This is a genomic window from Thiorhodococcus fuscus, from assembly GCF_042682685.1.
GTDB lineage: Bacteria > Pseudomonadota > Gammaproteobacteria > Chromatiales > Chromatiaceae > Imhoffiella > Imhoffiella fuscus.
On the sequence record NZ_JBHUHX010000043.1, the window covers coordinates 1 to 21813 of the forward strand.

The following is a 21813-nucleotide window of genomic DNA, read 5'->3' on the forward strand; positions in this document are numbered from 1 at the left end:
AAGGACTGGGCTGAGAAACGCCCCGAACTATTCAAAAAACGCGTATACAATCTTCGGGGACTTGACACTTAGAGTTTAAGGACGAAATACGCATGAATATTGCCTTTGTCGGTTGTGGTTTTGTATTTGACATTTACATGCGCACGTTTCGCGCACACCCTGAGCTTGCCATCAAAGGCGTCTTCGATATCCGAGCCGAGCGTGCGGCGCGTGTCAGCGAGTATTACGGCTTCCCTGTCTATGACAGCTACGAGCAACTTCTCGCCGATGAAACGGTTGAGGCAATCATCAATCTCACCAATATCGGATCCCACTTCGAGGTGACCAAACGCGCCCTCGAGGCAGGCAAACATGTCTACTCCGAGAAGCCACTGACGAAGAGCCTCGATGAATCCCGTCAACTCGTTGACATCGCCAAGGCCAACGGGGTCCGACTTTATGCCGCACCTTGCAACATCTTCAGTGACACCGTGCGCACCATGTACCAAGCCATCGAGGATGGCGCGATCGGCAAGCCGCTGCTTGTCTATGCTGAGCTTGACGACAACCCCATTCACCTCATGGAGTTCGAGAATGTCAAAAGCCCCACCGGTGCTCCTTGGCCACTTGAGGAGGAAATCCGTGAAGGCTGCACATACGAGCACTTGGGCTATCACTTGGTCTGGATCTGCGGACTTCTCGGCCCCGCAGTCTCGGTTACAGCGTTTTCGAGCGAATTGATCGAGAACAAAACGGATGAACTTCCATCCCGCGTGGGCACACCAGATTACTCGGTTGCTTGCCTGCACTTTGCGAATGGCGCATCGGCCAGGATCACCTGCAGCGTCGTAGCCCCTAGGGATCATCGCATGCGAGTGATCGGCCGAGAAGGCGAGCTTACCGGAGACAGTTACCGCCACTATCAATCGCCTGTTTACCTAGAGCGTTATACCAAAGGGAGCCTGAGCGCACGCAAATTCCGGACGCTTCGTGCGTATCCAGTGCTTGGCCGTCTTTTCGGAATCGGTGGGAGTAGGATTAAGCTGGCTCGAAACTGGAAGTCCGGAGCCGTGGAGCGTGACCAACAGATGCGCACATCCCTCAAACAGCGCCTCGTTGAATGGGTACGCCGTCGCGAAATCTATGCCCAGGATAAGCTTGTCGGCATTGCCGAGATGGCGCGTGAAATCGACCAAGGCAATGAACAATACCTTTCACCAGAATTCATCATGCATATCAATGAGCTGACAATACTAGCGCAAGGAGCGGGAACAGATGGAATCGCCGTAAAGCCGACTACTAGCTTTGAGCCACTCGGACCGATTCAAGGGTCACTGAGATCGGTAGCCAACTATCGCCTCTCTACCCGGACAAGTGTTCACGATTGAAATTCGTAATTTGTGGGGACAGATGATAGTACAGCAAGCAATAGGATGAATGGTCATCTTTCCCCAAAAACTTGGAGCAGGAAGGCCATCTTTCAATAGAGAATACACCAGGATATGATTAGAGTCGCCTTTCTATTTCTCGCAAGCCTGTCAACAGTGACACTTCTGCTATATGAACAAGGCACTTTCGGCAAACCTTCACCCAAGGTCTGGACCCACAAGGGTAGGCTAAAGGAAATTCCTGAGCATACCACCAACGAATTACCTTTATCCGACCAAACAAATAAAAAAGACTGGGTGCACTTTGAGCCCATGAGCGATGAATTCGAAAGTAACGACCTTGACCTGGACAAATGGAACTTAGGGATCGCCCCTTGGCTAGGACGAAAACCTGCACTATTCAGCAATGCGAACGTCAAGGTCGCCAATGGCAGGTTACATCTGACCATGAGAAAGGAGGATGTACCAAAGAAATTCCAAAATCTTGGCTATAAAGGTTACACCAGTGCCGCTCTTCACACGAAAGCCAAGACGGCCTACGGTTATTTTGAAACAAAAGCAAAACCGATGAACTCAGCGGGATCAAGCGCCTTCTGGTTCAAGCGGGATACAACGCCAGGCTGGACCACCGAAATCGATGTCTTCGAGATCGGAGGAAATGCACTAGGATTCGACCGCATAGTGAATATGCATTTGCATGTTTTCAAGACGCCTAGCAGCAACAAACATTGGAGAGTTGGTGGTAAATGGATTGCTCCCTGGCGACTCGCAGACGACTACCACGCCTACGGCTTGGAGTGGTCACGTGAAGATATACGATATTACGTGGACGGTGTGATCGTGCAAACAGTCGAAAACACGCATTGGCATCAACCACTTAGCCTGATTTTTGACAGCGAAACGATGCCTACCTGGTTCGGGATGCCCAGCGACGAGGATCTCCCATCGACTTTCAGTATTGAATACGTAAGAGCTTGGAAACAGAAGAAAGCCCGGGGTTAGGTAGAATAGAATGGGCAACAAGGCTCAGGGTTTTGCTTTACATCTGATTCATCAATCAGCGGCTTGTCTGAGCAAGGACCGTGTGACGTATAATGCACACCTCAACTGAGGTTTAACAACTACCTGCAGTCTGGCAGACGCCTAAATAGTTATGGAAAATTAGTGGCTCCAATATGGTAACGCACTTCATCAAAAACAAGCTAAGCATGCTGCTACCTATAATTCGCGCGACGAGGATCTTTATCGCATACAATCATGATGCCCTAGAGTATATTCGGCAATCGAATTCCGTACACCGAGATAGCACAGTAGATGGCATAACATCCAATATAACATATCACTACCATGTAATAGAGAAAGGCCTAACCATGCCAGACCGCAGATGGAATTTCGGTCATGACAAGATAACTGATCTACTAAAACTATGCGAAAAATTCATCGAGAAACATGGAACCGATAACGAGACACTACAATGTGCAATTGGAGTACTGAGGACGTATCTTAAAGAGCATGAGTCCAGTGGCGTAAAAGTCCCCGATGCAATATCAAGTAAGATCTCTCTCTTGACTGCGAAAATACCCGGCGAGTCAGTGGCTCAAAAAAGATTGTCTAAAGACGAATACTTTTCTTTGGCTGATTCTAAATTCCCAGAATTCACCCAATCTAGATCCTCGATAAGGAACTATACTTCTGAAAAAATTCCTACCTCAAAAATAATGGACGCGATTGAGATCGCTCAATCAGCGCCTTCCGCATGTAATCGCCAACCAATTAGAGTCTACGTACTTCAAGATCGACAACAAATCGATCAAGCACTTACGTGTCAAAACGGCAACAGGGGATTTGGACACCTTGCGGATACATTAATCGTAATTACGTATAGCATTTCGAGCTATCGGGGTGCCCAGGAGCGTCATTTCGGATGGATAGATTGCGGCATATTTTCTATGAACCTGATGCTCGCATTACATCATCTAAAGATCGCATGCTGCCCTCTAAACGCCGGCATGAGCACCAAAAAACAAAATTTAGTCCGAGAAATCTGCGGGATCCCAACCAGCGAAGCCGTATGTCTATTCCTCTCGTGCGGCAACTTACCGAACAATGTTGACATTGCCAGATCCACAAGAAAACGCGTCGAAGATATTGTAAAGGTTTTGTAAGATGAAGATTTCAATTATTACTCTACATAGAGTCCTCAATTTTGGCTCGGTACTCCAAGCCTATTCCACATGCACTGTTCTGAAAAGACTTGGCCATGAGCCAGAGATTATTAATTACATGGAGCATCGATACACTACACTAGGGGTAATAAAGGATACTTTCAAGAACACCATATGCGAAAGCAGTCACTCCAGCAATATAAAAAAAGCGATTAAATTTATCTTAAAGACAGCAAGCTATACCATAAAGCGCATTAAATTCAATATTTTTCTCGCAAGACACATCCCCATGACAGCTAAACGATTTACAAATTTTCACGACATAAAAAATTCCCCGCCTCCCGCCGATATCTACATGACAGGAAGTGACCAAGTATGGAATAGCATATATAACGGCGGAATTGACCGAGCTCACTACCTTGATTTCGCACCTATTGGCAAACCTAGAATCGCATATGGAGCTTCGTTTGGACTAGATACACTTCCGCAGAGTGAAATTCAGGAAACCCGTGATTTACTGATTAAGTACAACGCCATTTCTCTAAGAGAATCGTCCGGAGTTCAGATTATTGAAAAAATTGGACTATCCGGAGCTCAGCAAGTATTAGACCCGACTTTACTTTTAGCTAAGGACGAGTGGAAAAATGAATTTAAACTCTACCACTCACCACTCAGAAAAAAATATTTGCTAATTTACTCTATAGATCCGCAATCTGATGAGCTCGTATATAGAATTGCTAAAATTATTGCAAAATCAAGAGCAATACCGATCGTTCGCATTAGCCAAGGAGCAAAACTGCCGACATTTAAAGGATGCACCCAGCGATCATTCATGGCCGTTCGCAATTTCCTACGTTATTTCTACTATGCAGATTTCGTGGTTGCCAGCTCGTTTCATGGAACAGCATTCTCTATCAACTTTAACAAACAGTTTGTTACTGTTTCGCCCTCAAAATATTCGTCCAGAACTCGCAGCCTTCTTGACCTAGTTGATTTGAGCCACAGACTCATCGAAAACAGAAACAACAAAATAGATCAATCACTCATAGATTTCGACCCCGTCAATCGAATACTAGAAGCAGAAAGAATCAAGTCTATAAATTTTTTATTGAAATCGACCTCAGCACAGTACAAAACGAATAGCTCCCCCAGCTAGAGGCGCTGAAGGAGGTCGAGTCCATAGCGAAAGAAGCTGAACTGAGGGCGCTCGAGTGTTTTTTTGGCGAATCGGTTGTTGTTCGTGTGCCCAGACACCGGCATGAACCGCCCACAGGGTGGCCAGCGTCAGCAGCGCGAACAAGCGCTCGAGGCGCTCGGGCTTAGTGAGATGGGTCTCTTCGAGGTGGAACCCGTGCGATTTCAAGGCGGCAAACAGGGTTTCGATGGTCCAACGCTGGGCATACTCCTCAATGGCCTGGCGGCTGAAGGAGTCGCTGACGATGAACAGCCATTCATTGGTCTCCAGGTGTTAATGGCCACTTAAACTGATCCACCGACGGCTGCCGGTCGATCACCGCGTCATTCTCGTCTAGCAGCACGACCACACTGTTGTTGGAATGCAGATCGATTCCGCCGTAGAGTTTCATGGCTGCTTCCTCCGTTCGGGGCGTCCGTTCCTTCTGCTCCTACAGAAAACGTACAACCTGGCGGAGGGGGCGGCTAGATGCTTATCAGGTCTCCCATCGCACACCTTTGCGGGTGATGAGGTGCAACTTCCCTCGTCATTCTTCAAATAAATCGGCGTGGGTGCCGGCGCGCACGAAGTTGATGGTCTTGCCCTCGACCTGGTAGATCAGCAGGAAGTCACCGCCGATGTGGCATTCCCGGTGATCGGCCCAGTCGCCCTTGAGTGAGTGGTCCAGCCATTCAGGCCCGAGCGGCGCATCGTTGGCAATGAGCAGCAGCATCGCTTGCTTGAGTCGCTTCATGTCGTAGCGCCCGGAACGGGACAGCCGCTCCCAGTCCTTCTGGAATGCCTTGGCGTAGTCGGCTGCCCGTGGTAACGAGGCTCGTTTACTGCTTGCGGGTTTTTTCGAGGTCATCGAATAGAGCGTCAGCGGACTGGAAACGGGCCGAGCGTGCTTTCATCATCGCCCGCGATTCTTCCATGGCCGCACGGGTCTGGGCATTGGGTACCTTCAGCTCCAGCGGAAAAGCCTGATCGTTGACCACGCGCTTGAGCAGAATCCGCACGGCATCAGAAACCGACAGCCCCATGGCCGCCAGCGCCTCGCTAGCCTGTGCCTTGATGTCGTCATCTACACGGACATGTAGCATCGATGTATTCGCCATGATAGAACCTCCTGAATTTGGCTATTCTGTATCTCATACGAGATACGGTCAAGGCGCAAAGTTCCGATCGCCTGACGAACTAAATCGCGCCCAGTGCGGTATGCGATGTTTGAGGTTGCGCACCGCTTGCTCATTCTCTCCCTTCGGGTGAATGTAGCCCTCAGGCAAGCAGATCCACCTGGTATGACGCAAGTTACGAAGCCATACAATTAATTCGATTGATTCGAACAAATCGAACGAAAATCCGGAACCAAATTGTCCCCGCCCCTGATGCTGGCTAGACTCTCCCCATGCACCATCCCATCGACCCCAAGATCGACTGCGTGTTCAAAGCCCTGCTGGGGGCTGAGTCCAACCGCGCGCTGCTGATCCACTTTCTCAACGCCATCCTTGGCCCTGACCTCCCGGCTCCCATCACCTGGGTCGATATTCTCAATCCGTACAACGACAAGGAGTTTCTGGACGACAAGCTCAGCATCGTCGACGTCAAGGCGCGCGACGCGAGCGGCTGCCTCCATCAGATCGAAATCCAGCTTCTGGTCAATCGCGACCTCCTGGCGCGCATCCTCTACACCTGGGCCGACCTCTACTGCTCCCAGCTGCACAGCGGCCAGGACTACAGCGACCTCAAGCCCACCTATGCCATCTGGCTAGTCGACCAGGTGTTGGCCGACACCAGCGGCTATGCCCACGATTTCCGCCTGCGCGACGCCCAGGCTCGCCCGCTCCTTGACCATGGTGGCATCTGGCTGCTGGAGTTGAACAAGTTCCACACCGATCAGGTCCAAACCGAGCAGGAACGCTGGCTGAAATTCTTCAAAGACGGCGAAGCCCTCGACAGTACCGCCCTGCCATCCTGGATGCAGACCCCCGAGATGACACAAGCCATGAACACCCTCAAGACCTTCTCCGAGAAAGAGCGCGCCTACCACGCCTATCAGGCGCGTCAGAACTATCTGCGCGAGCAACGTAGCATCCAGCGCCACCTGGACGAATTGCGGGCCGAGGCCGAGCAGCAGCGGGCCGAGGCCGAGCAGCAGCGGGCCGAGGCCGAGCAGCAGCGGGCTAAAGCCGAGCAGCAACGGGCTAAAGCCGAGCAGGAACGGACTAAAGCCGAGCAGCAACGGGCCAATGCTGAGCAGGAGCGGACGGCCAAGGAGCAAGCGCTGCAAGAGAAGGATGCAGCCCTCGCCGAAATCGAACGACTCAAAGCCCAACTGCTGGATCAAGGTCGCTCGGAGTCAAGGGATAACGAATAAGGTTAGGTCTGTGCATTGCGCCCTACGGCTAGGATCGGGGCGAATTGGACTCAACGGAGGGAGCGCCCAAGAGTCGGGGCAAGCGGTCTGCGACACATCGGCAGATCCCTTGCCTGGGTTGGAGCTGTCTGCCGTTCGGCGCAATACGCTGCGCTATTGCGCCCTACGGCTAGGGTCGGGGCGAATTGGACTCAACCGAGGGAGCGCCCAAGAGTCGGAGCAAGCGGTCTGCGACTCTGGCAGACCCCTTGCCTGGGTTGGAGCTGCCTGCCGTTCGGCGCAATACGCTGCGCTATTGCGCCCTACGGCTAGGGTCGGGGCGAATTGGACTCAACCGAGGGAGCGCCCAAGAATCGGGGCAAGCGGTCTGCGACTCTGCCAGACCCCGTGCCTGGGTTGGAGCTGCCTGCCGTTCGGCGCAATACGCTTCGCTATTGCGCCCTACGGCTAGGGTCGGGTCGAATTGGACTCAGCGAGCCTCCAGGGCGGCGGCGCGCTCGCGCTCTTCGAGGGTTTCGAAGAGTTCGAGCACCCACATGACGCGTCCACCGACGCCGGCTGGGGCCTGCTTGGGGGTCGCGGTAACGACGGCGTCGACGAGGAAGCGGGTTTCCTCCAACGCAGGCGCGGAGATCTGGCGCGGGGTGAGGACGGCCTTGCCGAGGATGGGCGCGATGAGCTGCAGCTTGCGCTGCGGCGGTACGATCGCGCGTCGGGTGATGGAGTCCAGCCCCTGACGCTCGAGCTGGCGACCGATCTCGGCATAGAGATAACGCGCGGCGTTGATACCGGCACGACACCCCATCGGCAGTCCGGCGATACCCGCGTCGGCGCGCTGGTAGAGCCTGTCGGCGGTATCGAGCATGCGCCGGATGACCGAGGCCAGCGCCTCGTTGAAGACGGGGTCCTTAAGCCACTCCTCGGGATCGATCCCGGCCTCGCGCATCCAATCGAGCGGGAGATAGACGCGACCGTTACGGGCATCCTCGCCGACATCGCGGCAGATGTTGGTGATCTGCATGGCGACGCCAAGGTCGCAGGCGCGCGCGACCAGCGCTTCGGAGCGGGCGCCCATGAGAGCAGCCATCATGGCGCCGACAGTGCCGGCGACGCGGGCCGAATAATCGTAGACGCCGGAGATGGTCTCGTAGCGGCGCCCCTCGGCATCCCACTCGAAGCCTTCGAGCAGCGCTTCGAGCAGACGTTTGGGCATGGCGAACTCGACCACCACGTCGGCCAGGGCGCGGTCGGCCGGATCGTCGATGGGCTGCCCGGCATAGATGCGGTCGAGCCGATCGTGGAGCATCTCGAGCGCGTCGGCCTGCAGCACCGGATCGTCGCCGACGCAGTCGATGGCGTCGTCGGCGATGCGACAGAAGGCGTAGAGCGCCATCGCCGGGTCGCGGAAGCGCTGCGGCAAGAGGAAGGAAGCGGCATAGAAGGAACGCGATCCACAGCGCAGCAGATCACGGCAGGCGGTGACATCCGCCGCCGAGGCATGTTTCTTCTTCATGTCGTTCTGCTCAGTCAAAAGTTGAGGCATCGGGAACCACCGTATCGAGGACACGCGCGGAGGAGATGACGCCGGGCACGCCTGCCCCGGGATGCGTCCCCGCACCGACCAGATAAAGACCATCCACCTCTTCGCTCTTGTTGTGCGGCCGGAACCAGGCACTCTGCATCAAGGTGGGCTCGAAGCTGAAACCGGCGCCCAGATGCGAGTTCAAGCGATGCTTGAAGTCCAGGGGCGTGGTCACCAGCGAGGTCGCGATCTGATCCTCCAATCCTGGAAGAACCGTCTCGCTGAGATAACGGGCGATCCTGGCGCGGTACGGCTCGGCCTGGGCTTCCCAATCGGTCCCGCTCTCCAGGTGCGGAACCGGAGCCAGGGCGTAGAAGGTATCGCAACCTTCCGGTGCCAGACTCGGGTCGGTCGCCGTCGGACGGTACAGATAGAGACTGAAGTCCTCGGCGAGCTTTTTATGCTTGAAGATATCCTGGATGAGCCCCTTGTAGCGCGGCCCGAGCAGGATGGTGTGATGCTTGACGTCCGGATACTGGCGCTTGGTGCCAAAGTACCAGACGAAGAGTCCGGTGGAAAAGGCGGAACGATCGATCTTCTCGTCGGTCCAGCGCTTGCGCGGCTGTTCCGCCATCATCTTGCCGTAGGTGGTCGCCGGATCGACGTCCGAGATCACGACATGCGCCGGAATCTCCTCGCCCGAGGTCAGACGCACCCCCGTCGCCCTGCCGTTCTTGACCAGGATGCGCTCGACCTCGCTCTTGTAGCGGATCTCGGTCCCCTGCCCCTCGACCAGGCTCACCAGCCCATTGACCACGGCGCCGGTGCCGCCCATCGCCGAATGCACGCCCCATTTACGCTCCAGGAAGGAGATGAGGACGTAGATGGAGGTGACGGTGAAGGGATTGCCGCCGATCAGCAGCGGATGGAAGGAGAGCACCTGGCGGATGTAGGGATCCTTGATGTACTTGGACACCATGCCGTAGACGGTGCGGTAGCTCTGCAGCAACGCCATCTGCGGCGCGATCTTGAGCATGTCGGTCCAGGAACTGAAAGGCACGTGAGCCAAATCCTCGAACCCGACCTTGAACACCTTCTCGCTCATGGCCATGAAGCGATCGTAGCCCTCGACGTCGGCCGGCGAATACTGGGCGATCTGGGCCTTGACCTTCTCGGCGTCGCCGCTGTAGTCGAAGACGCGACCGTCGTCGAAGCGGATCCGGTAGAAGGGATCCATCAAACGCAGATCGACATCGTCCTCGAAGCGTCGGCCGCACAGTCCCCACAACTCTTCGAGCAGGAAGGGCGCGGTGATGATGGTCGGTCCGGCGTCGAAGCTGAAGCCATCGCGTTTATGAACGTAGGCACGCCCGCCCGGGGCGTCCAGTTTTTCGAGAATCGTCACCCGATAGCCACGCGCCGCGAGACGGATCGCCGCCGCCAGACCGCCGATACCGCTGCCGATGACGACCGCGTGCGGTTTTTTCTGATCGCTACCAGGAGCCTGCTGAGCCGCAACTGTCAAGTTCTTATTACTCATATCACTGTCAATATTGGTTGACAGTATAGCAGGAGCCCGGACATGCGACGTCCTGATACCCGTCAACGAAAATGGCAAGAGCTACCAGCTACCAGCTACCAGCTTTTGGGAATCATAGCGCCGACCTCGCGTCACGGCGTCCAAACGTAACCCCGCCCGCACAAACATTGAGGGTCAACCGCGCTCGGTGAGTCGTCGGCTGGACGCTGGTCGCTGGGAGCTGGAGGCTCCCGCTCTCAGAGCCCGAATTGGGCGGCGATCCGACGCACGGTATCGGCGACCTCGCGTGGACGCTCCTCGTGCGCCAGATGCCCCAAGCCGGGCAAGGCGACGATCTCGGCGGCGGGCTGGAAATGCTGGCGTACCCGGCGCGCCTCGCGCGGCGAGACGGTCGAATCCTCCTCGCCGACGACCAGGAAGAGCGACGTTTCGAGCCGTGGCAAGCCCTGCTCCATCAGCCCGAGATTCCAGTTGGCCATCATCGACAGCGAGGAGCGCACATGCGCCGGCGAGCGGATCAGACGCTGATAGAAATCGACCCCGAGCGGATCCAGCTTGGAGCCGGTGCTGTCGACCAGACGCTGGATCATGCGTCGATCCTTGGCGCGCCAGGAGAAATAGTGCGAGGCCAGCGCATTGCGTGCGAACAGCTTGGCCGCTGGGGAAAAGATGCGACCGGGAACGCCGCGCCAGGGCAGCAGCGCGCCGTTCAGGCTAATGATGGCGCGCGGCGCGATCCAGCCGTCCAGACAGGCCTGAATGAGGATGGCCGCGCCGGCCGAATGGCCGAGCACCAGATCCGGCGTCACGCCCAGCTCGCGCACCAGCTCGCCGACGAAACCGGCCATACCGGGCAGCGACATGCGATCGTAGACCGGCGAGTCGGTGAAGCCGTGCCCCGGCATGTCGGGTGCGATCAGAGTGAAGTGTTCGGCAAGCTCGGGCGCGAAGTCGCGCCAGGAATGGGTCGAGGCACCCGTCCCGTGCAGCATGAGCAGCACCGGCCCCTGCCCCATCCGCTGGACATGCCAGCGCAGACCGCCCGCCGAAACGAAGCGGCTGTGCTCCCGGTTCGGCCAATCGCGGCCATCCCTTTCCCAGTCGAGTCTGTCGTCCATCGGTGCGGCGCAACCCCGTAGAGTCCATGATCCCGTCATCGATCCGATGCATCGATGCGAACGCCTGCGCATCGACGATCGGATCGATGTCCTCATTGCCGACTAACCTGTCGTCGCGCGCACCGCCTGGTTCAGCGAGGTGGCATCGGCATGCGGGAGCGGCAGATAGACCGCGCCCATCTCTTTCGCCAGGTCCTTGCCCTGCTGCTGAGGCCGGGGCGAGGTATCGATCACCAATGCGGTGATTTCGAGCGAGCGCACCAGACGCGCCGCCGCCAGACCCTCCTCACCGGCACGGGCACGTCCGCCGCTGCCGTCGCGGGCGACGTTGGCCCGACCGTCGGTCATGACGATGAGCACCGGCGTTCCGCCACGACGCTGGACCGAGTCGGCGATGGCCATGCCGAGATCGATCCCAGACGCCAGCGGCGTTCCGCCGCCGCCTGGCAGACCGGCCAGGCTGCGCTTGGCGCGCACCAGCGAGCGGGTCGGCGGCAGCAGCACCTCGGCCCCCTTGCCTCGGAAGGCGACCAGGGCGACCTTGTCGCGACGCACATAGCAGTCGGCCAGCAACAGCTCGACCGCGCCCTTGGCCTCGGCCAGACGGTGCAGCGCCGAGGAGCCGGAGGCGTCGACGACGAAGATGGTCGTGGTCTCGGACTTGTGCTTGAAGCGGGTGATGCGGAAGTCGTCCTGACGCACCTCGATGCGGGTCGAGTCGCGACCGGCGCGCGCACGCTCCTCGCGCCGCAGACGCTGCCAGGGCGCCGCCGCGCGCAGGGTTTCGACCACGTTCATGCGCTGACCGTGACGCGGCTCGCCGCGCAGCACACCGGCCGGACGACCGCGCGAAGGCGCATTCTGCACCGCGCCGGCCTTGCCGGTGGCACGCGAGCGCGAACGGCGCAGCTTGCCCATCTGCAATTGAGCCAGCAGACCGGCCGGGATGGCGGCCTTGGTCGCCTCCAGAATCTTGTCGTCGAGCTCCTGCGGTTCCTGCTGCTCGTTGGACTGATTCTGGTCCTGGTCTTCCTGCTCCTCCGGCTCGGGCGGCGGAGGCTCCTCTTCCGGGGGCTCCATCGGCGGCAACTGAGTGGCGCGCGGCGCCAGCACCAGACGGCCGGCGACGGCCAGATCCTCCTCGGTCACCTCGGCGCGCCCTTCCAGCGCGGCATGCGCGCGCGCGGCACTACAGGCGAAGATGGAGGCCCGCAGCGAAGGGATGCCGAGCGCCAGCGCGATCCCGCACAAGGACTCGATCTGTTCCTCGGTGATGGTCACATCCGCCAGACGTCCGCGTGCCTCGACGATCTCCTCGACCTCGTAGTCGCAGGCGATCGCCTCATGGACGCGCACATAGGTGAGTTCCAGATGGAAGGCGAGACGGTCGAGCAGCGCGTTGAGCAGCCCCTCGTCCTCGCCGACACCCTCGTCCAGGGCGACCACGGCAAAACGCGACGGAGTGCGCATGGCCAAGCCGTCGCGCTCCAGCACCACTTCGCCCGAGTCGAAGGCCATGTTCAGACGCGCCGCCGTGCCGGGCGCGATGCGCTCAGCCATCGCCAACTCGAGCACACCGCCGTCGGCCTCGACCAGCAGACCGCGCTCGGCAACCGGACGACCGGCATTGAGCGTGGCGGCCAGATCCAGACCGCCGAGCAGGCGACCGTCGGAGACGTGCAGCGGGATACGCCGCATCGGCGCGCCCTCGGGCTGCAGATCGCGCATGACCGTGAGCCACTGGTCGCGCACCGGACCGGGCAGCGCACGAAGGCAGACGCCGCCGGTGCCGACCGGATCGACCGTCATGAGAACCGCAGCCAGGACGGCATCGTCCCAGGGTGAGGGACCGGCCTGGCGCGGGCCTGGGCCACCGACTTCGCCGGTGGCGGGATTCGCGCCGAGGTTACTCATTCGCCGAACAGCTCCTGCACCGCGCGCTCGACGCGACTGGTGGAGCCGGACTCGTCGAGCGGATCGCGACGCAAACGGTGACGCAACGCCGAGGTGGCGATCTCCTTCAGATGATCGACCGTGACCTCCTTATCGCCCTGCAGCGCAGCCAGTGCGCGCGCCGCGCGGATCAGGGTCAGCTCGCCGCGCAAACCGTCGGTGCCCAGCTTGATGCAGAGCTTTCCGGCCGCTTCGAGCGTGGCGTCCGGCACCGAGACCTCGGGCAGCAAGGCGCGGCCCTTCTCGATCAGACGGCGCACCTTGCCGTCCTTGGCCTTCCACTTCTGGACGAAGGCGGTACGGTCGCGCTCGAACGCGTCGCGCAGGCGCACGACCTTCATGCGGGTCGGCAGATCGGTCGGGGTCTTGACCTCGACCGAGAGACCGAAGCGGTCCTGCAACTGCGGACGCAGCTCGCCCTCTTCCGGGTTACCGGAGCCGACCAGCACGAAGCGTGCCGGGTGACGCACGCTGAGGCCCTCGCGCTCGACCAGGTTCTCGCCGGAGGCGGCCACGTCGAGCAGGGAGTCGACCAGATGGTCTTCGAGCAGGTTGACCTCGTCGATATAGAGGAAGCCGCGATGGGCGCGGGCCAGCAGGCCGGGCTCGAACGCCTTTTCACCCTTGGTCAGCGCGCGCTCCAGGTCGAGCGCACCGATGACGCGGTCCTCGGTGGCGCCGAGCGGCAGATCCACGACCGGCACCGGCACCTTGCGACCCTTGAGGGCCGTGCCCTTGGCGCGCTTCTCGCGGCAGTCGGCGCAGAGCGCCTCGTCGCTGGCGTCGGGATCGCAGTTGTAGGTGCAATCGACCGCTTGCATCTTGGGCAGCAGAGCGGCGAGTCCGCGAATGGCCGTCGACTTACCGGTTCCCCGGTCGCCAAATACAAGAACCCCGCCGATCGACGGGTCGATGGCCGCAATCAACAGGGAGCGCTTCATCTCTTCCTGAGCGACGACGGCGGAAAACGGAAACGGGATGGGCATACGCGACGAACCTAATGACTGTTATCTAGAACGAGGCACTCATGGCCGGTTTGATCGGGGCGCCCATGGAATCAAGCGCGCAGGCGCAGGGGCGCGAGCCAGTTGCTGCGAGGCCCGATCGCCAATGGCCGATCGAGCCCGGGGCTAATTCAACTAAGCCCGCGACCCTAGCGCCCATGCACGAGGAAGGTCAAGCCTAAAGCGTCATTCGAACGCGATTTTCTGGTCGTTCGACAGGACGCGGCGGAATCTTGCGGGGATGACAGGAACCGCGACAGCCCTCGGACGCCCACGGCTTCATACCGACCCGCCGACCAGTCTGTTCGCGGCCGGCGGATACCGCGTCAGGGCTGCGGACAGGCATCGAAGCGATGGACTCGGCGGGGCGGTTTCGGGCAGACTGCCCGACTTCTCGCCAGAAGCGACCAGTATCGCTGGCGATTCGAACACGACCCATCGAAATCAAGATCCTACCCGAGAGCGATCGCATGACGGACAGTCTCCAAATCACCACCGGCGACGGGCCATCGAAGGGGCTCGATACCATTTCCATGCTCAGCAGCGACGACCGGCTCAAGGGCCGTCCGCGTCTGTGCAGCGACTGTGGACTCTGCGATAGTGCGCTCAGCGGGCTGATGTCCCAGGCATGCGTCTTCGTGCGCAACCAGACCCAATCGATCGAGCAGCGCCTGCATGGCCGCAACCGCCAGCCCGGCGACGAGCTGCGCTTCGGCATCCATCGCGCCCAGTATGCCGCGCGCATGCGCCGCCCCAATCCCAAGGCGCAATGGAGCGGCATGGTCACCGCGCTCGGCGCGCGCCTGCTGGAGCAGGGCAAGGTCGAGGCCGTTATCACCACGGGAGCGACACCCGGCACCCGGTTCAAGGCCGAGCCCATCCTTGCGCGCACGCCCGAGGAGGTGCTGGCCACCGCCGGCAACAAACCCTGCCTTTCGCCCAATCTCAACCTGATCGATCAGATTCGCGATCAGGGCATCACGCGGCTCGCCTTCATCGGCACCAGCTGCCAGGTGCACTCGCTGCGCGCGATCGAGGCCGAGCTGGGACTGGAAAAACTCTACGTCATCGGCATCCCCTGCAGCGACAACGTCACCTACCCGGATCTCGAATACTTCCTGACCCAGATTTCGCGCTCGCCCAAGACGGTCGTCCACCACGAGTTCATGCAGGACTTCAGCCTTTGGCTGCGCCACGAGAACGGCACGGTCGAGCGGGTGAACTACATCGACTTCCCGATGGACAAGCTGCACGGCATCTTCCCCTCCGCCTGCCTGTCCTGCTTCGACTATCCCAACAGCCTATGCGACCTCACCGTCGGCTACATGGGCGCCGAACTGGGCTGGCAGTGGGTTCTGGTGCGCACCGAGACCGGCGAGGAACTGCTGGATCTGCTGCGTCCCGATCTGGAATTCAGGGAACTGACCGAGGGCGGCGACCGCTCGCGCGGCATGCCGAAATTCATCGCTCGCCTGACCCATCCGCCCGGCGCCAAGAAACCGCCCTTCCTCATCCGCCGCCTGGTCGCCTATCTGCAACGCAAGAAGGGTCCCAAGGGACTCGAATTCGCCCGCGCCATCATCGAAATGAAGCTCCTGCGCAACCTCAACTACGTGCGCAGCAAGTTCGCCCGCTTCGAATCGCGCGTCGTGCCCTATCACGTCTATCAGGCGCTGGAGCCCTACGCCGAGACCTACAGCCAGACCTTCGAGCGGCCGCTCGCAGCGGACAGGCGCGAGGATTGAGGAAAACGCGTAGCCCGGATGGAGCGCGAGCGAAATCCGGGGAGACCGTCGAGCTGAGACGCTGCGTTGCCTGGATGCGCGCTTCGGGATTCCGTTGCACCACATCCACCACATCCACCACATCCACCACACGACACTACAAAAAATCAAAACCCGACAGTCGAGGGCCGGAGGTGAGACCAGGCCTCAAGATCCAAGGACGGCAGGTTCAAGATTCGCATCTCCTTGGTTGAGGGCAACCGACTTCTTCAGTGCCTGCTCCAACCTCATGACAGCCCGATAGATAAAGGCGTTCAGTATGGAATGATCCTCCCCGAACTGACTAACCTGGATCCTCATTGCCTTTTCCGCAGCTAGAATCCCAGCATAGGCATCCTTGATATTGACCTTCAAATGCATCTGCATGATTCTAGCCAAATCAAGAACCTCTCGACCCGTCAGATCAGGATAGAAAAGTCCGAGCAAAAAACGTCGCAACGGAAGCTTATCCTGCTGCAACCGAGGCGTATTCGAACTGGTATTACCGCCATGGCGATGATATTCAAGCAATGTCTGCGGCATATTGGCGAAACGAGCGCCAGCCTGCAGAAGCCGATTATAGAATTCGTAATCATCGTCACCACGCCGCTCTGCCGCATAATTCAGATTATGCTTACGCAAGAAGTCGCGTCGCATAATGACCGTTGGATGGACAAAAGCAGCATCCACTAGCAGCAAGCGCGCTTTGATCGCGGAATCCATTTCCGGCAACCTCATCTGCATCCGTTGATTTGGCATCACCTTTATAGCATTGGACCCCGCCAATGTGATCTCCGGATTTGATTCCATAAATGCATATTGTGTTTCCAGCCGCTGAGGAAACGCAATATCATCATTATCCATCACCGCGATATAGCGACCTTCCGCCGCGTCATTCCCAAGCGCACGCGCAATTCCTTGACCACCATTGATTGGCAATGACAAAAACCGAATACGCGAGTCGCGTGCCGCATATCGAGCGATGACATCTAGAGATTCATCTGTGGATCCGTCATCCACCACGATCAACTCGAAGTCTGTAAACGTTTGCGCCAACAGACTATCGATTGCGAGAGAGAGCCGATCAGCACGATTGTAGTTCGGCATAACGACACTAATTGCAAGACCGGACATACCCCTCCCGAACAGCCAAAACCCTTCCATTACAACCGAGTTGACAAGTCACTAAAAAGCAGATAACTAGTCTTTACCAACGAGCGGAACTGGGCGAACCCAAAACAATCAGACCTTCAGCAAGCAATCGACAAATCTTCATCGAAAAGCAGTTTAGCCGGTCGCTCCTACCGAGCGTGACAAGCCATGCTTATGGCTTTGCTCCAAAGATCGAGCGTGATCACAGTCACCAGACCTACGTCCTACCAACGGCTCGAAAGCCGAAAGCAGCCGATTGGTGCTAGCCTCCAAACTGTGAAGCTCCCGACCAACTCGATAGGCTCTTTCGACCAATACCCGGTAAGCCTCATCATCATCGAAAAGCTGCTCAATGCTCGCCAGCAATGGCTTAAGCGTCTCTGGCGACGGAACATGCGCATAGGGCTTCTCGTAACATTTTTGCGGAAGCTTCACTTTGATTCCAGCGTCACCAATCATCTCTGGACCTCCACCATGATCGGTGATGATTACGGGAATACCATTGAGCATAGCCTCCACTAAAACACGCCCCGCGCTCTCCCACCACAAACTCGGGGCCAACAGGATCTTGGCACGCGCATAAACCGGGCGCATATCGCTCGTGTTCGACGTGACCATGACATTATCCAGCGACTCACGCTCCCCACCAAAATGGGCGCTCACCTGTCGAACCACGGCTGCCCAGTCACCGCGAGACTGTACCACCTCGAACCGAATATCGGGCCGACGCTTTTCCAACGACAAAGCCAGCATCGCAACAATCGCTGCCCCCTTTGTCAGGGAAGGATTGACGAAGGTAATATATTCGGGATTGCGATCTTTACTGACGAACCGGTCAGGATCGATGAACTTACCCACCGGGACCGCGCCAAAGCCCTCGCGCTCGGCATAGAAACGTGCAGTCGCATCACTATCCGTGATGACGAGATCGACGTCATGACACCAGCGAACACCTCGGTAATTACCATTTGCCAGATAGGCGGCGCTAGGAATGCCACGAATACGCGCTTCGTAGGGAATCAGGAGATCTAGTGTTTGACCACCGTAGAACCACACCAGATCCGGCTTCATGGTATCGAGTAAATGTATATATTGAACTAACCACGCCACTTCCTCGGACGAGGTCATATGCGCACGCTTGGTGCTAGCGGTACGCACTAATCGGTGTCTAAGCAAACCGTCTGCGACATTAACCAATGTCAGATCACTATTGTTAATCGAATCCCAATGCGGACGCAGTTGAGAAACACCTTCCTCATCATCGAAGATGGTCGCACCAAGGATTTCAATCTCCCAACCACGCGCAGCCAACTGGCGCAACATTTCGCGCACACTGATCGAAGCACCGCTCGACGTATCGAGCAAACAGAAGGCGTTCGCCCATAGCAACCGAGGATTGCGGGCCTCTGCCGGAGCAGCGCAAGAGGTCGCGTTCAATCGCGCTGAAGACGGAGCCGCCGGCATACTCTTCATCAAGAAACCTCCGCCTCCTCCGCATTCGTCTCGGAGCGCGCACGAATAGCTGCAATAATCCCGCTGGACGAGATCCCGTGCATACGCGGAGCAAAATGGACATCGATGCCTCGCATGGCCAGCGCGGAAGTAAGACGCTGCCAGCGCGGTGAACCGGCCCAATCGCCGCCAGGGATCACGCAATCGATCCCCCAACCAGTGATCCAGTCGACAGCATCGTCAGTGTAGTCGAGCGATCCAGGCAAATAATCGGCCTGATAGACCCAGCCCAACCCACGAATGATCTCCAGGCGCTGGCTTTCATGGATCACCGGCAATCGCCCCTTGCGCTCCAGACAGATTGCGTCTGGCGTCACTCCCACAATCAGGCGCGTACCCTTTTGACGAGCATATTGCAGATAACGCAAATGACCGACGTGAAACAGATCGAAAACACCCGTGGCGAGAATGTGATTCGAAGCCATTGCACTCCATATCTTAAGCTTGCCCAGCAATACGGTTCCTAGGCGCTCGCCGAGTTCGCCTCGACAGCCCCCATCAAAACAGCCTCTGCACGTTGCAGAAGAGCATCCTCGGGTAGATGACGCAAACAATGGATCGTAGTCGCCAATCCCTTCGCATAGCGCCGCTCATGCAAATATTTCCCGATGCGCATCAGCCCGTAACATTCGGTCAAGAGACTGAAACCTCGAAGATTTCTGGCCGCGACCACACTATCGAAGTCTGGATCAGGGACACGCCACTCCGCTCCATACAACGCCGCCAGCCAAATCTCCGGGTCGATCAAGGCCCACACCCGCCCCCCAGAACGACGAACCTGGTGCAGTCTCAGCGGAGCTGGGTATTCGGTCACGCGCTGAACAGACCAAGGTTGCCCCCGCAGCCAAAAACCGCTGACGACAGTTCCTGCCACCGGGTCCGCCAAGAACCCGAATAGATCCAATACAACGCCGCTGTCTTGGTGCCGAAAACTCATCGGATTACAAAAATCCGCTCCTGAAGGTTCTTCCTGCCAACCGCAAACCAACAAACAGGCTCGGGCCGAATCCATTTCAGCAAAAGGGAGTCCGATATCCAAATCCTTGTCGAAGGGCAGCAAACGTCTCTCGCGCGTCAAGCCCAGCAAAGTGCCAGAGGTTGCAAACGCATGCACACCAGCTTGCGCCAACCGAGCCAGCGTTTGCCATAGCAACGCCTCAATGAGGCCCGTATCATCGAATCCCTGAACAGGGGGCGTTCGCACATCGACTCGCAGCGGCTGGCCCAAGCGCAACTCGAGCGCACGCCGATACTGCACGATAGCCGACTTCAAGTCGCCGCGTCTCAGTTCCAGCCACGCAGCTCCATCCCAAGCTTCAGCGTTCTGCTCATCCTCCGCCAACGCGGCCTCGAAAACGCCCTGGGCCTCAACGCAACGCTGCTGAGCCGCAAGTGCCTGCCCCAAGAAGACGAACGCCTGCGCCTGCCGGCCCTGCAAATGCAGACTGTTGCGCGCGCATGCCTCGGCTTCACGCCACTGCCTCAGCACCAAACAGCAGCGAGCGGCTTCCAGCCAAACATGTGGTTGATTCTCATCAATAATCAGGCTTCTTCGACAATACTGGAGCGCCTCTTCCCAACGCGAACCCCTGGCGTATAGGCGCGCGAGATTTGCAAGAATTTCGCCATCATCAGGCCGCAGCCGCGCCGCATAAGCCATGGCCTCCAGCGCTTCATCGATGCGTCCCTGACGATCACATAAGACACCCCGAAAAGCCCACGAGACAGCATGCTCCGGCCATCGAGCCTGCAAGACGGCGAGTTCCTGCTCGGCCTCGTGCAAATGACCCGCATCAATCATCGACCGAACACGAGCAAACCGCCCTCTCAGACTGGATTCATCCCCGAGATTCAAATCCATACCCTACTCAACGATCGTTGCATACAGGCTATCAGCCGTTTTCAACTCAGAGAGCTTGAGATCGAAGAACGCCGTATTACGCTGAATTTTTTGAATCGGCCAGTCCCACCAGCGCACATTCAGCAGAGCAGAAACCACCGGATCGGCAAACCGTTTTCGAATGAGCCGGGCAGGCACACCACCGTAGATACCATATGGCTCGAGATCGTGTGTTACCACTGCACGCGCCGCAACAACCGCGCCATCACCAATGCTCACTCCCGGCATCAACCTCACCTGATGTCCGAGATAGACATCGTTACCTAAAGTAATTCCCTGGGGTTTGTCCACGATAACCGGATAGCTCGTCTGCACCCCTAAAATCAGGCGTAAGGGTGACGTGGTCACATAATCCGTTTGGTGGCTTTCCCAAGTCCAGGCATAGAGTTCCGCCGCTATCGAGCAAAAAGCGCCGATTCTGATCGGGTATTTTCCCCCCAGAACGGCGCCGGCATTGATGTAACTGAACCGACCGATCGTCAGACGAGCTGAAATTTTGCACGTCTCGTGAAGATAAGCATAACCATCGCCAACGGGGAACATCCGATAATTGGGCGGCGGCTGATCGATCCAAGACGCCATCGAAGCTGGTGATTCAGACACGCATCACCCCAGGAGGAAAATCCGCATAGTCTTCAACTTGCTGACAAAAATAGGCCGATAGCGCATCATACACCGAAGGGCCGCATAACGGGCCGACGCATTGAATGACGTTTTCCATCTTAAAAGGACGCCTCGGTCAATCTGTCAAGGTTGTTGAAAATTTATTCGCAATCGAGACCCGCGCAGCACTTTAACCCAGATCAAAATCAGAATATCGAACCATGCATACCCGACCCGTAGTTTTTGCGAAAGCCCACCACCGAGAGACATAATCTAGAAAACATTTAGTAACCATCCCCCGGCAGAGCCGGGGGCTTTAAATTCGTGAGCCGCTCAAAGCGGCAAGGGGTCGCTAACGCGGCCCCACGGTACTTGGGCCGCCTAAAGGCGGCAGGTCAGCGCCACAGATTCAGCTGCTCTAATCGTTGATCCTCGGCCTCTTGGTGCTGAATGTACGCTCGGATTAGAGCTTCGTCTCGGCCCACCGTCGAGGCGAAATACCCACGTGCCCAGAAATGCTGCCCCCGATAGTTGCGTTGCCGTTCGCCGTAAACCCGTGCCAAGTGAATCGCACTCTTGCCCTTGATGTAGCCGACTACTGCAGAGACGGCATATTTCGGCGGAATCGAAATCAGCATGTGAACGTGGTCGGACATCAGATGC

The 21813-nt window shown here is 57.8% G+C and carries 21 protein-coding genes; 6 read left to right on the forward strand and 15 right to left on the reverse strand.

Annotated features, from left to right (window positions below; translation table 11 throughout):
- Positions 1–92 precede the first annotated feature (92 nt).
- The 4 genes from ACFSJC_RS14990 to ACFSJC_RS15005 all read left to right on the forward strand — a co-directional run bounded on the left by ACFSJC_RS14990 (position 93) and on the right by ACFSJC_RS15005 (position 4688).
- Positions 93–1367, forward strand: a complete 1275-nt coding sequence (locus tag ACFSJC_RS14990; protein WP_386027850.1) for a Gfo/Idh/MocA family protein — start codon at positions 93–95, stop codon at positions 1365–1367.
- Between the two features lie 114 nt (positions 1368–1481).
- On the forward strand, positions 1482–2369 hold the full coding sequence (locus ACFSJC_RS14995; protein WP_386027852.1) for a family 16 glycosylhydrolase: 888 nt from the start codon (positions 1482–1484) through the stop codon (positions 2367–2369).
- 368 nt (positions 2370–2737) lie between these two features.
- Positions 2738–3532 carry a nitroreductase family protein gene (locus ACFSJC_RS15000; protein WP_386027853.1) on the forward strand — a complete coding sequence of 265 codons (795 nt, stop codon included), beginning with the start codon at positions 2738–2740 and terminating at the stop codon, positions 3530–3532.
- A 1-nt stretch (position 3533) separates the two neighbouring features.
- Complete coding sequence (locus ACFSJC_RS15005; protein WP_386027854.1) at positions 3534–4688, forward strand: polysaccharide pyruvyl transferase family protein; 1155 nt, start codon at positions 3534–3536, stop codon at positions 4686–4688.
- On the opposite strand, the gene ACFSJC_RS15010 is transcribed toward ACFSJC_RS15005, so the two are convergent.
- The 4 genes from ACFSJC_RS15010 to ACFSJC_RS15025 all read right to left on the reverse strand — a co-directional run bounded on the left by ACFSJC_RS15010 (position 4653) and on the right by ACFSJC_RS15025 (position 5824).
- Positions 4653–4895: a hypothetical protein gene (locus ACFSJC_RS15010; RefSeq protein ID WP_386027855.1), complete on the reverse strand. Its 243-nt coding sequence runs from the start codon at positions 4893–4895 to the stop codon at positions 4653–4655. The two genes, ACFSJC_RS15005 and ACFSJC_RS15010, sit on opposite strands and share 36 nt — an antisense overlap.
- Positions 4896–4983: 88 nt before the next feature.
- Positions 4984–5118 carry a hypothetical protein gene (locus tag ACFSJC_RS15015; protein ID WP_386027856.1) on the reverse strand — a complete coding sequence of 45 codons (135 nt, stop codon included), beginning with the start codon at positions 5116–5118 and terminating at the stop codon, positions 4984–4986.
- 135 nt (positions 5119–5253) lie between these two features.
- Positions 5254–5574 (reverse strand): type II toxin-antitoxin system YafQ family toxin, encoded by a 321-nt coding sequence (locus tag ACFSJC_RS15020; protein WP_386027858.1) that lies wholly within the window; start codon positions 5572–5574, stop codon positions 5254–5256.
- Positions 5546–5824: a type II toxin-antitoxin system RelB/DinJ family antitoxin gene (locus tag ACFSJC_RS15025; RefSeq protein WP_213455934.1), complete on the reverse strand. Its 279-nt coding sequence runs from the start codon at positions 5822–5824 to the stop codon at positions 5546–5548. The genes ACFSJC_RS15020 and ACFSJC_RS15025 overlap by 29 nt, the downstream gene beginning before the upstream one ends.
- 290 nt (positions 5825–6114) lie before the next feature.
- Between ACFSJC_RS15025 and ACFSJC_RS15030 the strand changes: the two genes are divergently transcribed.
- Entirely contained in the window at positions 6115–7083 is a 969-nt protein-coding gene (locus ACFSJC_RS15030) for an Rpn family recombination-promoting nuclease/putative transposase (protein WP_386027859.1), read from the forward strand.
- 469 nt (positions 7084–7552) lie between these two features.
- On the opposite strand, the gene ACFSJC_RS15035 is transcribed toward ACFSJC_RS15030, so the two are convergent.
- The 5 genes from ACFSJC_RS15035 to bchI all read right to left on the reverse strand — a co-directional run bounded on the left by ACFSJC_RS15035 (position 7553) and on the right by bchI (position 14202).
- Positions 7553–8596, reverse strand: coding sequence for a phytoene/squalene synthase family protein (locus tag ACFSJC_RS15035; RefSeq protein WP_386027860.1), 1044 nt, complete (start codon positions 8594–8596; stop codon positions 7553–7555).
- 10 nt (positions 8597–8606) lie between these two features.
- Positions 8607–10145: a phytoene desaturase gene (locus tag ACFSJC_RS15040; protein WP_386027861.1), complete on the reverse strand. Its 1539-nt coding sequence runs from the start codon at positions 10143–10145 to the stop codon at positions 8607–8609.
- A 236-nt stretch (positions 10146–10381) separates the two neighbouring features.
- Positions 10382–11263, reverse strand: a complete 882-nt coding sequence (gene bchO / locus ACFSJC_RS15045; RefSeq protein WP_386027863.1) for an alpha/beta fold hydrolase BchO — start codon at positions 11261–11263, stop codon at positions 10382–10384.
- 102 nt (positions 11264–11365) lie between these two features.
- The gene (locus ACFSJC_RS15050) at positions 11366–13177 is read right to left on the reverse strand and encodes a magnesium chelatase subunit D (RefSeq protein ID WP_386027865.1); all 1812 of its coding nucleotides are present in this window, start codon (positions 13175–13177) and stop codon (positions 11366–11368) included.
- The gene (bchI, locus tag ACFSJC_RS15055; RefSeq protein ID WP_386027867.1) at positions 13174–14202 is read right to left on the reverse strand and encodes a magnesium chelatase ATPase subunit I; all 1029 of its coding nucleotides are present in this window, start codon (positions 14200–14202) and stop codon (positions 13174–13176) included. Before bchI ends, ACFSJC_RS15050 begins: the two co-directional genes overlap by 4 nt.
- A gap of 488 nt (positions 14203–14690) precedes the next feature.
- Between bchI and ACFSJC_RS15060 the strand changes: the two genes are divergently transcribed.
- Positions 14691–15965, forward strand: a complete 1275-nt coding sequence (locus tag ACFSJC_RS15060) for a Coenzyme F420 hydrogenase/dehydrogenase, beta subunit C-terminal domain (RefSeq protein ID WP_386027869.1) — start codon at positions 14691–14693, stop codon at positions 15963–15965.
- Between the two features lie 186 nt (positions 15966–16151).
- Here the strand turns inward: ACFSJC_RS15060 and ACFSJC_RS15065 are convergent, their stop codons facing one another.
- The 6 genes from ACFSJC_RS15065 to tnpA all read right to left on the reverse strand — a co-directional run.
- On the reverse strand, positions 16152–17117 hold the full coding sequence (locus tag ACFSJC_RS15065) for a glycosyltransferase family 2 protein (RefSeq protein WP_386027870.1): 966 nt from the start codon (positions 17115–17117) through the stop codon (positions 16152–16154).
- 153 nt (positions 17118–17270) lie between these two features.
- Positions 17271–18608 carry a glycosyltransferase family 4 protein gene (locus tag ACFSJC_RS15070; protein ID WP_386027871.1) on the reverse strand — a complete coding sequence of 446 codons (1338 nt, stop codon included), beginning with the start codon at positions 18606–18608 and terminating at the stop codon, positions 17271–17273.
- Positions 18608–19072, reverse strand: a complete 465-nt coding sequence (locus ACFSJC_RS15075) for an FAD synthase family protein (RefSeq protein ID WP_386027873.1) — start codon at positions 19070–19072, stop codon at positions 18608–18610. Before ACFSJC_RS15075 ends, ACFSJC_RS15070 begins: the two co-directional genes overlap by 1 nt.
- A 38-nt stretch (positions 19073–19110) precedes the next feature.
- A complete protein-coding gene (locus tag ACFSJC_RS15080; RefSeq protein WP_386027875.1) occupies positions 19111–20508 on the reverse strand; it encodes a tetratricopeptide repeat protein in 1398 nt (465 codons plus the stop codon).
- Between the two features lie 3 nt (positions 20509–20511).
- Positions 20512–21150 carry a CatB-related O-acetyltransferase gene (locus ACFSJC_RS15085; protein WP_386027876.1) on the reverse strand — a complete coding sequence of 213 codons (639 nt, stop codon included), beginning with the start codon at positions 21148–21150 and terminating at the stop codon, positions 20512–20514.
- A gap of 395 nt (positions 21151–21545) precedes the next feature.
- Positions 21546–21813, reverse strand: a 268-nt coding sequence (gene tnpA, locus ACFSJC_RS15090; RefSeq protein ID WP_386027877.1) for an IS200/IS605 family transposase, incomplete at its 5' end; no start/stop codon positions are given.

Excerpts from the sequence above, each read along its gene's own strand:
- bchO (WP_386027863.1), bottom strand. The coding sequence starts at position 11,263 with ATGGACGACAGACTCGACTGGGAAAGGGATGGCCGCGATTGGCCGAAC.
- ACFSJC_RS15080 (WP_386027875.1), bottom strand. The coding sequence starts at position 20,508 with ATGGATTTGAATCTCGGGGATGAATCCAGTCTGAGAGGGCGGTTTGCT.
- ACFSJC_RS15060 (WP_386027869.1), top strand. The coding sequence starts at position 14,691 with ATGACGGACAGTCTCCAAATCACCACCGGCGACGGGCCATCGAAGGGG.
- ACFSJC_RS15070 (WP_386027871.1), bottom strand. The coding sequence starts at position 18,608 with ATGAAGAGTATGCCGGCGGCTCCGTCTTCAGCGCGATTGAACGCGACC.
- ACFSJC_RS15000 (WP_386027853.1), top strand. The coding sequence starts at position 2,738 with ATGCCAGACCGCAGATGGAATTTCGGTCATGACAAGATAACTGATCTA.
- ACFSJC_RS15030 (WP_386027859.1), top strand. The coding sequence starts at position 6,115 with ATGCACCATCCCATCGACCCCAAGATCGACTGCGTGTTCAAAGCCCTG.
- ACFSJC_RS15040 (WP_386027861.1), bottom strand. The coding sequence starts at position 10,145 with ATGAGTAATAAGAACTTGACAGTTGCGGCTCAGCAGGCTCCTGGTAGC.
- ACFSJC_RS14990 (WP_386027850.1), top strand. The coding sequence starts at position 93 with ATGAATATTGCCTTTGTCGGTTGTGGTTTTGTATTTGACATTTACATG.
- bchI (WP_386027867.1), bottom strand. The coding sequence starts at position 14,202 with ATGCCCATCCCGTTTCCGTTTTCCGCCGTCGTCGCTCAGGAAGAGATG.
- ACFSJC_RS15075 (WP_386027873.1), bottom strand. The coding sequence starts at position 19,072 with ATGGCTTCGAATCACATTCTCGCCACGGGTGTTTTCGATCTGTTTCAC.
- ACFSJC_RS15025 (WP_213455934.1), bottom strand. The coding sequence starts at position 5,824 with ATGGCGAATACATCGATGCTACATGTCCGTGTAGATGACGACATCAAG.
- ACFSJC_RS15065 (WP_386027870.1), bottom strand. The coding sequence starts at position 17,117 with ATGTCCGGTCTTGCAATTAGTGTCGTTATGCCGAACTACAATCGTGCT.
- ACFSJC_RS15015 (WP_386027856.1), bottom strand. The coding sequence starts at position 5,118 with ATGAAACTCTACGGCGGAATCGATCTGCATTCCAACAACAGTGTGGTC.
- ACFSJC_RS14995 (WP_386027852.1), top strand. The coding sequence starts at position 1,482 with ATGATTAGAGTCGCCTTTCTATTTCTCGCAAGCCTGTCAACAGTGACA.
- ACFSJC_RS15050 (WP_386027865.1), bottom strand. The coding sequence starts at position 13,177 with ATGAGTAACCTCGGCGCGAATCCCGCCACCGGCGAAGTCGGTGGCCCA.
- ACFSJC_RS15020 (WP_386027858.1), bottom strand. The coding sequence starts at position 5,574 with ATGACCTCGAAAAAACCCGCAAGCAGTAAACGAGCCTCGTTACCACGG.
- ACFSJC_RS15005 (WP_386027854.1), top strand. The coding sequence starts at position 3,534 with ATGAAGATTTCAATTATTACTCTACATAGAGTCCTCAATTTTGGCTCG.
- ACFSJC_RS15035 (WP_386027860.1), bottom strand. The coding sequence starts at position 8,596 with ATGAAGAAGAAACATGCCTCGGCGGCGGATGTCACCGCCTGCCGTGAT.